The following is a 10,435-nucleotide window of genomic DNA, read 5'->3' on the forward strand; positions in this document are numbered from 1 at the left end:
GGGCGGGGTGGTGTCGTCCTGCGGCGGGTCGTAGGTGAGGCCGAAGCCGTAGGGGAACAGCGGCGTCTTGCCGTCGCCCGCGTTGATCGGCTGCTGCGCGGCGCCGCTCATCCAGGTGACCGGCAGCTTGCCGGTGGGCTGGACAGCGCCGAACAGCACGTCGGCCACGCCCTGGCCCTCGGTGCCCGGCAGCCAGGCGGCGACCAGGGCGTGCCAGCCTGGCAGGTGGGCGGCGACGTCCAGCGGACGGCCGGAGACCAGCACCACGACCACCGGCACCCCCGAGGCGCGCAGCGTGGCGATCGTGTCGAGGTCGGCGGCGTCGAGTCCCAGGCCGCCCGGCCGGTCGCCCTGGCCCTCGGCGTACGGGGTCTCTCCGACGACGGCGATCGCGACCCGGTAGGAGGAGTCGATGCCGCTGCCGCTGCGGCTGTAGGTGACGGTGGTGCCCGCGCCCGCGGTGTTCCTGATGCCCTGCAGGATCGTGGTGCCCGGGGTGATGTTCCCGGGCGAGCCCTGCCAGGAGATCGTCCAGCCGCCGCTCTGCATGCCGATGTCGTCCGCGCTCCGGCCGGCCACGAAGATCTTGTTGCCCGTCCTGGCCAGCGGCAGCACGCCGGCCGCGTTCTTGAGCACGACCTGCGACCGCGCGACGGCCTGGCGGGCCAGCGCGCGGTGCTCGGCGCTGCCGACGGTGGCGGTGTAGGCGCGGTCGGTGAGCGGCCGCTCGAACAGGCCGAGCTCGAACTTCTTGGTCAGGATCCGGCGCACCGCGTCGTCCACGCGGGCCTGGGTCACCCGGCCCGCCTGGACCTCGGCCCGCAGCAGGTCGATGAACTGCCGCCAGCCGGTGGGGGCCATGACCAGGTCGACGCCGGCGTTGATCGCGGTGCGCACGTCGTGCGCGGAGGCGCCGGGCGCGCCGTCGATCTGGTCGATGCCGTTCCAGTCGGAGACCACGAATCCGGTGAAGCCCAGCTCGCCCTTGAGCAGGGTGCTGATCAGGTACTGGTGTCCGTGCAGCTTGGCGCCGTTCCAGCTGCTGTAGGAGATCATCACCGAGCCGACGCCGCGCTCCACCGCGGCCTTGAACGGCGGCAGGTGGATCGCGCGCAGGTCCTGCTCGGACAGTCGCGTGTCGCCCTGGTCGACGCCGCCCGCGGTGCCGCCGTCGCCGAGGTAGTGCTTGGCCGTGGCCAGGACGGACGCCGGCCCGTTCAGCGTGGCGCCCTGCAGTCCGGTGACGATCGTGGCCATGGCCGAGGGCAGCTCGGGGGTCTCGCCGAAGGACTCGTAGGTGCGTCCCCAGCGGTCGTCGCGCGCGACGCACAGGCAGGGGGCGAAGTTCCAGTCGACGCCGGTGCCCGAGACCTCCTCGGCGACCGCGCGGCCGATCCGCTGGACGAGCGCCGGGTCGCGGGTGGCCCCCAGGCCGAGGTTGTGCGGGAAGATCGTGGCGCCGACGACGTTGTTGTGCCCGTGCACGGCGTCCACGCCGTACAGCAGGGGGATGCCGAGCGGGGTGGCCAGGGCGGCGTTCTGGAACCTGTCGTACATGTCGGCCCAGGACGCGGGGGTGTTGGGCGAGGGCGCGGACCCGCCGCCGGACAACACCGCGCCGAGCCGGTGGGCGGTGATGTCGCCGGCGCTCACCGAGCCGCGTTCCGCCTGGGTCATCTGGCCGAGCTTGTCGTCCGGCGACATGCGTCCCATGAGGTCGCTGACACGGGTCGCGACCGGCAGGGACGGGTCCTGGTACGGCAGCGCGGCGGCGCGCGCGCCGGCGACCGCCGCCGCGGGCGGGGCGGCCGGGGTCACGGTGACGAGCAGCAGCATGGCGGCCGCCCGGATCATCCACTGTCTGCTCATCGCGCTCTGCTCCACGTTCGCCGGGTTCCTTTTGGGAGCGCTCCCATTACTGGACTGTAGATCTCCCCGGCCCCGTTGCCCCGCCCGCGCCGCGCCGGCGGCCGCCGCCGGACCCGCCACCAGCGCGAACCCGTCCGGAATCCGGTGAAAGTTTCACCCGCCGCCGTCGCGGGCCGTGCGGGCGGAAAACCGGTTTCCCCGCGGCGCGTGATCGCCTACAGTCGCCTGCGAACGGACGCGCCGCCCCTCTGACCGTGGCGGCGCGTATCGCGACGAGTGAGGGGAGCCCGGCCGTGCGACACGACAGCGCCGCCGTCGTCCCCATGTCGCGGTACGAGGTGATCCTGGTGTCCTCGCCGGCCCGGTGCCGGCTGCGCGCCCGTCATCGGACGTCCTGACGACAATCCCCTTCGACCCGCCCGATCCCGGGCCGGTCGCGCACGCCCGGGCGCTCCGGGTGTCGCGGGACGCATCGCGCCGACCTGTCAGCAATCCCCACGAAGGGGCCGTAGGCCATGCGTACCGACCTGCTCAGCACCGTCCGCAACCTGGGCATTCTCGCCCACGTCGACGCGGGCAAGACCACCGTCACCGAACGGTTCCTCTACCTCACCGGCGCCACGCACCGGCGCGGCGAGGTGCACGACGGCACCACCGTCACCGACTTCGACCCGCAGGAGCGCGACCGCGGCATCACCATCTTCGCCGCGGCCGTGAGCTGCGTCTGGGACGGGCACCGGATCAACCTGATCGACACCCCCGGCCACGTCGACTTCTCCGACGAGGTGGAGCGCTCGCTGCGGGTGCTCGACGGCGCGATCGCGGTGTTCGACGGCGTGGCGGGCGTCGAGCCGCAGAGCGAGTCGGTGTGGCGGCGGGCCGACAGGCACGGCGTGCCGCGCATCGCGTTCGTCAACAAGCTCGATCGGGCCGGCGCCGACCTGGACGCGGCCGTGGCCTCGATCCGGGCCCGGCTGCATCCGGCGCCGCTGGTGGTGCAGTTACCGATCGGGCGCGAGGACGGGTTCACCGGCGTGGTCGACCTGCTGCGGATGCGTGCGCTGGTCTGGCACGCCGGGCGCGGTTCGTACGAGGAGTGCCCGGTTCCCGGCGAACTGCTCGCCGAGGCGCGGCGGCGGCGCGAACGGCTCGCCGAGTCGGTGGCCGAGCTGCACGCGGGCGCGCTGGAGGAGTTCGCCGCCGAGCCGGAACTGTCGGCGGAGACGCTCGCCGCTGCGCTGCGCGACCTGACGCTCAGCGGCGCCGGCCTGGTGGTGCTGTGCGGCTCCGCCTACCGCGACCGCGGCATCGAGCCGCTGCTCGACGCCGTCGTGTCGTACCTGCCGTCGCCGCTGGACGTGCCGCCCGTGCGTGACGTCCACGACGGGCGGGCGCGGGCCGCCGACCCCGCCGCGCCCCTGGCCGCGCTGGTGTTCAAGGTCGCCGCGACCCCCACCGGACGGCTGACCTACGTCCGCCTGTACGCCGGAACCCTGCGCAAGGGCGACACCGTGCTGGACGCGGGCACCGGCCGGACCGAACGGGTCGGGCGGATCCTGCGGGTGCAGGCCGACCGGCACCGGGAGGTGGACCTGGCGACGGCTGGCGACATCGTCGCGCTGGTCGGCGTCAAGGCGGCGGGCACCGGCGCGACCCTGTGCGCGCCGGCGGCTCCGCTGCTGCTCGAACCGCCGGCGGTGACCGAGCCGGTGGTGTCGGTGGCGGTCGAGGCGCGCCGGGGCGGCGACGCGGAACGGCTGGCGTCGGCGCTGGCCCGGCTGGTGGAGGAGGATCCGTCGCTGGCCGTGCGCACCGACGGTGAGACCGGGCAGACACTGCTGTCCGGGATGGGCGAGCTGCATCTGGAGGTGGCGGTGGAGAAGATCCGCCGGGCTCACGGCATCGAGGTGGGCGTCGGCCGGCCGCAGGTGGCCTTCAGGGAGACGGTCGTGCGCGGGGTGTCGGGGCTGCTGTACCGGCACGTCAAGCAGGAGGGCGGCGCCGGCCAGTTCGCCCACGTCGTCATCGACGTCGACCCGCTGGACGACGACGCCAGGGACGGCGGTGACGGGTTCGTGTTCGCCTCGACCGTCACGGGCGGCCGGGTGCCGCGCGAGTACGTGCGCGCGGTCGAGGCCGGCTGCCGCGACGCGCTGGCCGCAGGCCCGCTCGGCGGCCACCCGGTGACCGGGCTGCGGGTGACGCTGACCGACGGTGCGACGCATCCGAAGGACTCCTCCGAGCTCGCCTTCCGCACCGCCGGGCGGCTCGCGCTGCGCGAGGCGCTGCGGTCCTGCGTCATGGCGCTGCTCGAACCGGTCGTGGAGGTCACGGTCACCGTGCCCGCCGACGCGGCCGGCGGGGTGCTCGGCGACCTGGCCGCCAGGCGCGGCCGGATCACCGGCTCCACCGCGCGGGGCGGCACGGTGGTGATCGTCGCCACGGTGCCGCTGGCCGAGGTGTTCGGGTACGCGACCAGGCTGCGCAGCAGGACCCAGGGCCGTGGGACGTTCACCGGCCGCCCGGCCGGCCACGCGCCCGTGCCGAGCGGCAGCCCGGTCCACTGACCGGGGGCGGCGGCCCCGTCCCATGAAGGGCGGGGCCGCTCAGCCGCGCAGCCTGGGCAGCACCTCGCGGCGGTAGAAGTCGAAGAAGCCGTCGGGCTCGGGGCCGATCTGGTTGACGTACACCTCGTCGAAGCCCGCGTCCACCAGCGGTTTGATGGCGCTCACGTGCCGCTCGGGGTCAGGGCCGCAGGGCACGGCCCGGCCCACCATGTCCTCGGTGACGAGCTGGGAGACCTGCTCGAAGTGGGCGGGCAGCGGCAGCAACTGCCCGGCCTGGCCGGGCAGTTGCTCGTTCTTCCACAGCCGGTGCGCGGTCCTGACGCCCTGCGCCTCGTCGGCCGCCCAGCACGCCTTGAGCCCGCCCATCAGCGGCTTGCCCGCGCCGCCCGACTCGCGGAACTTCTTCAGCAGGTCCGGGTCGGTCATGCTGGTCAGGTAGCCGTCGCCGCAGCGCGCCGCCATCGCCGTGGACTTGGGCCCGAAGCCGGAGACGAAGATCGGCGGCGGCGTGTCGGGCAGGGTGTAGATGCGCGCGGTGTCGACCGTGAAGTGCCTGCCCCGATGCGACACCTGACGCCCGCCCCACAGCGCCCGCATGACCTCGATGGACTCCTCCAGCATCTCCAGCCGCTCCGCGGCGTTCGGCCAGCGGCTGCCGACGATGTGCTCGTTCAGCGCCTCGCCGGTGCCGACGCCCAGCCTGAACCGGCCCTTGAGCATGACCTGGCTGGTGGCCGCGGCCTGAGCGATGATCGCCGGATGGATCCGCATGATCGGACAGGTCACCGCGGTGGTCACAGGCAACGACACGACCTGTGACAACGCGCCGATGACCGACCAGACGAACGGGCTCTGGCCCTGCTCGTCCATCCACGGGTGGAAGTGGTCGGAGATCCACAGCGCCTCGAACCCGGCCTCCTCGGCCAGGCGGGCCTGCCTGACGAGTTCGTCCGGGCCGTGCTCCTCGCTGGACAGGAAGTAGCCGAACTTCGTCATCTGGACTCTCCTCCGGTGATCGCTCGCAGGGATCTACCCCTGCCCGCTCAGCCGGGATCTCCACCCGTGGCAAAGGTCTGCTCAATCGCCTCCAGGTCAGGGCTCGCGGTAGTCGGCGGCGACCCCGATCAGCGAGATGAGCCCGCTCGCGAACTCCATCGCCTCCTCGTGTCCCTCGCTGAACGGCGGCTGGAAGCCGACGCCCTCCCACGCCTGGGTCTCGGGGTTCCACAGGTCGGCGCCGACCTCGAAGTCCCAGCCGAAGATGCCGAAGTCGTACCAGAGCTCGTCGGCGGAGTTCCCGGCGGCCGAGTAGAGCACGTCGGTGACGGGCCCGGTCTGCTGCGGCCAGATGGCGGTGCCGCGCTCGGCGAGGATCGCCTCGTTGATCGTGCGGGCCGAGCGCAGGAAGTACGCCTCCTGGCGCGGGGTCGGCCTGGGCAGCGTCACGCGTCCGGCCAGCTGGTAGGCGCCGGGCGGCCACATGAAGTACCCGCCGTAGCTGTGCACGTTCATCGCGAACTTGATGTTGCGGTACGTCTGCGCCAGCCAGATGACGTTACGGCTCTCCGGCTCCGAGTGCTCGGCCGGGCCGGCGAAGTTGCCGCTCTGGCAGTTGGCCGAGGCGCCGAAGTAGCCGTCGAACAGCGAGCCCGCGGCGTAGTTGCGGTTGACGTCCACGCCCCAGGTGTTGCGCAGCGCCGGGTCGGACTGCTGCGCCGGGCAGTGGTTCGTCATGTTCTTCCGCTGCATGTTGAAGTCGTAGAAGCTGTAGTTCGCGCCGTCGGGGTTGACGGTGGGGACGATGAAGACGTCGGCGCGCTGCAGCAGCTTGCGCGTGGCGGGGTCGCGGGCGTAGTTGCGCAGCAGCCGCTCCGCGGCCTCGATGGTGACCAGCGGCGTCACCCACTCCCTGGCGTGTTCCTGGGCGTAGGCGAGCACGCCGGGACGCGAGCCGTCGCGGTGCACGCCGATGCGCAGCGCCAGCACCTGGGCGGGGGCGCGTGACACGTCCGCCGGGGCCTTGAGGAAGTCGCTGAGCTCGGTGCGCGGCGCGGGCGCCAGCACGCCCGCCCCCGGGTCGGTCCGGTACGTCGCGGCCTTGACCGGCACGCCCGGCGCGGCGTTGATCGCGGCGGCCACCTGGGCGGCGGTGCTGACCAGCGCGCCCGAGGCGTCGGTGGCCAGGCTGACGGTGATGAGCTTGCCGTTCACGCTCACGCTCAGCGGCCGGCCGGACGCGCCCGGGTCGACCAGCTCGACGGCCAGGTCGTTGCCGCCCTCATGACCGTAGGCGGTGGAGGTGACCACGACGGCCGCGCCGGGAGGCACGCCGATCAGGGCCTGGGCGTGACGGCGGTAGCCGTTGGTCAGGTTCGGCAGCTTGATGATCTCGGTGAGCGTGGGGAAGGCCCGGTGCAGGGCCTTGACCCGCTCGTTGAGCTGGGCGGGCGGCATGTACTGGGAGACGAAGTCCTTGCGGTAGCCGGGGCGGTTGCGGTCCGGCCGCTCGCCGTCCGGCCATTCCCTGACCCTGGCCTGCGCCTTGCCGCCGGTCGCCGAGGTGACGGTGACCCACAGCGGCTGACGTCCGACCGGGGCGGGGGTGGCGAACTGGTGGCCCAGGTAGGCGCCGGCGTCGACGTATGGGACCATCGGCACCTCGCCGGTCGAGCCGCGCCCGCCCGTCCAGGTCACGGTGAGCTCGGCGGCGGCGCCGGCGTTGCTGGTGGCCTCGACGGACAGGAAGTAGCCTTCGCGCGACTTGAACCAGACCGCCCGCTCCACGACGAGCTGGTCCTGCGCGGCGCCGCTCTTCGGCGTTGCCTTCGCGGGCGGCGGGGCGCCGGTGGCGCGCGTCGCGCCGAGCGCGCGCAGCGCGGCCTGTTGGCTGGGGGTGACCACCGCGTCGACCTGGATGCTGCCGTCGGTCTGGGGCCGCACCCGTTCGGTGAGGTCCGCGCCCGAGGCGACCAGCCTGTCCATGGCCGCCTGATCGGGTACGGAGAGCGTGACCAGCTCGGCCGGTTCCGGATCGGCCGGACCGGCCACGGCCGGGACCGAGGGCTCCGCGGCCAGGAAGCTGGTGAGAACGATCGTCAGGACGACGGCGGACGCCCGTAAACCACGCATCGGCTCCTCCTAGAGCACCGGGGTTCGGGATCATTGAATGCCGACGTTCGGTAACCGGCAAGAGCCATCCGCGTTGCCCTGGGACGCGCGAAAGCGCGCATCCCGTGGCGGGATGCGCGCTTTCATGTACTTGTCAGGCGGCGTAGTTCGGGTAACCGTAGCCGACGACCTGGCTGGTGGGGCGCTTGCGCTCCTCGACCTTGCCGTTGCCGGTGTTGCCCTCGATCGTGGAGATCGTGCCGTCACCGTTGTCCTTGACCACGAAACCGACATGCTGGATGTCGCTCAGGTCCTTGCCGCCCTTCCAGGAGAAGAACACCACCGAGCCCGGCTTGGCCTGGCTGCCGAAGCGGCCGTTGTCCTTGAACCACTGGGCGTGCGAGACGGTGTAGGCGTCCCAGCCGATCTGGGCGCGGGCGCCGGTGTGCTCACCGACCCAGGAGACGAACATCGAACACCAGGCGGCATTCAGGTAGTCGGCGCGGGCGCCGCCGTCACGGGCCGCGGTCTCGCCACCACGGGTGGAGGAGGCGTACCACTGCTGGAACTTGGTGCCGCCACCCTGGGCGTTCTCCTTCACACCCACCTGCGAACGGGCGGTGTCGAGCACCTGAGCGGCGCTGACCTTGACCTTCGCCTCCTCAGGCTTGGCGGCCTGGTCGGCGTGGGCGGTGACGGCGTTGGTGCCCAGGGCGGAGGCGATGACTCCGGCGCCGAGGACGGCGTGGCTGAGGAACTTGGGCATGCGGGGGGTGAGACGGGTGGTGGCCATCAGGCAGAAGACTCCTAGCTTCCATGCCGCTTACCGGGTTAGCTGACGGGTTCGGGCGTGGAAGCTGCCCTACGACGTGGCCCTGGCGGGCGGTGTCGATTCACCCCTTTTACGGACACGTGGGTCCCCGGTTCCATCGGTGATGGATTCAGCGGGCACAGGACGATCCTGTGCGAAGGGATCGGGACGTCATCCGGCGCTGTTGGCTCGAGACGTCGACCGAAGATGCTTCAACGGTAACCTCTGCTCCAAAAGCAGGGCAAATCCGGTAAAGCGCTCGCAAAGTGCGATCCAGGATGCCGGGCCCAGATGAGGGCATCTCGCGCATCCAGGTATGTACAACACACCCCCGGCCTGGGTAATTCCCACCCCAAGCCATCGCCAGGAACCCGACATCACACCCCGGCCAGCGCCAACTCCTGGCCGCCTGCGCTGTCGCACGCCCACGCCTTGGGCTGGTCGCCTGCAGCCCCGCCACCCTCCGGCGGCGCGGCGCAGGCGGGCAACCGGCGGCGTGGGCGGCCGGTGGCCCGTGGCCGGTGGGGTGGGTGGCCGGTGGCCGATTCCGCCAGGCGGGCCTTGCTGGGCGCCCGTCTAAGCCCCAGCCCCTCGGCCAGGCGAGCCGTATGGGCGCTCGTCTCAGCCCATCAACCAGGCGTGGACACCCGCCTCAGGCCGCAACATGGTGTCGGCCTGAGACCCCGGCCCAGCGCCGCCTGTGTGCCGCCCACCGCCTGATGGAGGGCGGCTCCGCGTGCCATATGACGTGCCAGTGACCACGGCATGTGAGCCGAATGGCCCCCAAGACCATTGTGGGATGGCCACGCGGCCGATCCACTCGGCCAGGCAGCCCGCGCCGACACCCGCCACAGCCATCGGGCAGGCCACGTAACTCCGTGGCTGACCACCCTCGGCGCTGGGCATGCAATGGGTGGCTACGAGGCCGAGTCGGCAGGCGTCCGCGTGGGCGCCCGGCCTGGGGCCACGTGGGCGCCCGCCTCAGGCTGGCGGCCAGCGTGGGCGCCCCGGCCTGCGGCCGCTGGCCTCGGCTGGCCTGTGAGCCGCACGCTCACGGTGGCGGGCACCTGTGAGGCCGCCCATGTGCGAGCCGTCTGGTGGGCTGCGTGGCCGACCCCCAGGCCAGGCGGTCGCGTGGTCGCCTGGCCGTAGGCCCCGCTTGCCCTCATGGGCTGCGCAACTTCGAGGGTGGCGCATCGAGACGGCCGAATGGTCAGCCCTCCAAGAGCCTGCCGTGGCCGAGCCCTCACGTCGGTCCAGCCCCCGCCGAGCGCTAAGGCGGTCAGGCCCAGCCACGCGGGGGAGACTGCTGTGCCTCAGGTGTCTGCGTGGCGAGCCCCCGAGCGGCCAACCGGGCGTCACGTGGACCCATGCGACCAGAGGCGAACCCGCGAGCCCCCTGAAGCCGCCCGCCAAGCTGTCTCGCAGGCACCTCGTGTGCCCAGGGGCAACCGGGCCGGGACATGCGAAAGGGCGCTCCCGCACGGGGAGCGCCCTTTACGCATTGTTGGTGGCTTTACTTCTTGTAGGCGCCGGTGGAGAACGGGACGGGCTTGTTCTTCAGGCCCTTGCCGTCACCCCACTTGGTGATGACGTAGTCGACCTTGATGTGGCCCTCGCCACCCACACCGTCCACACCCAGGGTGTCGGTGTTGAACTTGCCACCGGTCAGCGCGGCGAAGGTCTTGGCGTCCAGATCCAGCATCACACCACGGCTGGAGGGATCACCGGGACCACGGTCACCCACGAAGAACGGCATCTTCTTGCCCTTGTAGACCACGTAGCCCTCGGTCATCAGGGGCCAGGAGGGGGAGGCGACCAGGCCCTGCTGCATCGGCTTGCCCGCGGCCGGCAGGCCGGTGTCACCGGCGCGGCCGGAGGCGTCGTCCCAGAAGTAGGACGCGGTGGTCGAGCCCTTGAGCAGGCCCTGAGCCTGGGAATCGGTGTTGGTGTCGGCCTGGGCCATGCTGGCGCCGGCGGTGGTGCCGATGGTCAGCGCGGACAGGGCGGCGGCGGACAGCAGAGCGAGGGAACGCAGGCGAGCGGTCATGAAGAGGTACCGTCCTTTACGTGGAACTGG

The 10,435-nt window shown here is 72.2% G+C and carries 6 protein-coding genes and 1 riboswitch; of the genes, 1 reads left to right on the forward strand and 5 read right to left on the reverse strand.

Annotation, left to right across the window (positions count from 1 at the left end; genetic code table 11):
* A partial coding sequence (locus HII36_RS50085) for a glycoside hydrolase family 3 protein (RefSeq protein ID WP_236004910.1) occupies positions 1–1,869 on the reverse strand: 1,869 nt, incomplete at its 3' end.
* A 515-nt stretch (positions 1,870–2,384) separates the two neighbouring features.
* On the opposite strand from HII36_RS50085, the gene fusA reads away from it, so the two are divergent.
* On the forward strand, positions 2,385–4,436 hold the full coding sequence (gene fusA / locus HII36_RS50090; RefSeq protein ID WP_173530470.1) for an elongation factor G: 2,052 nt from the start codon (positions 2,385–2,387) through the stop codon (positions 4,434–4,436).
* 39 nt (positions 4,437–4,475) lie between these two features.
* Here fusA and HII36_RS50095 read toward each other — a convergent pair whose 3' ends face one another.
* From HII36_RS50095 to HII36_RS50110, 4 genes are all read right to left on the reverse strand, one after another.
* Positions 4,476–5,432: an LLM class F420-dependent oxidoreductase gene (locus HII36_RS50095; protein WP_173530471.1), complete on the reverse strand. Its 957-nt coding sequence runs from the start codon at positions 5,430–5,432 to the stop codon at positions 4,476–4,478.
* 96 nt (positions 5,433–5,528) lie between these two features.
* Positions 5,529–7,565, reverse strand: coding sequence for a M14 family zinc carboxypeptidase (locus tag HII36_RS50100; RefSeq protein ID WP_173530472.1), 2,037 nt, complete (start codon positions 7,563–7,565; stop codon positions 5,529–5,531).
* A 133-nt stretch (positions 7,566–7,698) separates the two neighbouring features.
* Positions 7,699–8,337 carry a C40 family peptidase gene (locus HII36_RS50105; RefSeq protein ID WP_173530473.1) on the reverse strand — a complete coding sequence of 213 codons (639 nt, stop codon included), beginning with the start codon at positions 8,335–8,337 and terminating at the stop codon, positions 7,699–7,701.
* Between the two features lie 12 nt (positions 8,338–8,349).
* Positions 8,350–8,501: riboswitch (cyclic di-AMP (ydaO/yuaA leader) on the reverse strand.
* 1,370 nt (positions 8,502–9,871) lie between these two features.
* A partial coding sequence (locus HII36_RS50110; protein ID WP_236004912.1) for a hypothetical protein occupies positions 9,872–10,435 on the reverse strand: 564 nt, incomplete at its 5' end.

Origin of the sequence: Nonomuraea antri (genome assembly GCF_013283785.1) — a bacterium.
Taxonomy (GTDB): Bacteria; Actinomycetota; Actinomycetes; order Streptosporangiales; family Streptosporangiaceae; genus Nonomuraea; species Nonomuraea antri.

Excerpts from the sequence above, each read along its gene's own strand:
- fusA (WP_173530470.1), top strand. The coding sequence starts at position 2,385 with ATGCGTACCGACCTGCTCAGCACCGTCCGCAACCTGGGCATTCTCGCC.
- HII36_RS50095 (WP_173530471.1), bottom strand. The coding sequence starts at position 5,432 with ATGACGAAGTTCGGCTACTTCCTGTCCAGCGAGGAGCACGGCCCGGAC.
- HII36_RS50100 (WP_173530472.1), bottom strand. The coding sequence starts at position 7,565 with ATGCGTGGTTTACGGGCGTCCGCCGTCGTCCTGACGATCGTTCTCACC.
- HII36_RS50105 (WP_173530473.1), bottom strand. The coding sequence starts at position 8,337 with ATGGCCACCACCCGTCTCACCCCCCGCATGCCCAAGTTCCTCAGCCAC.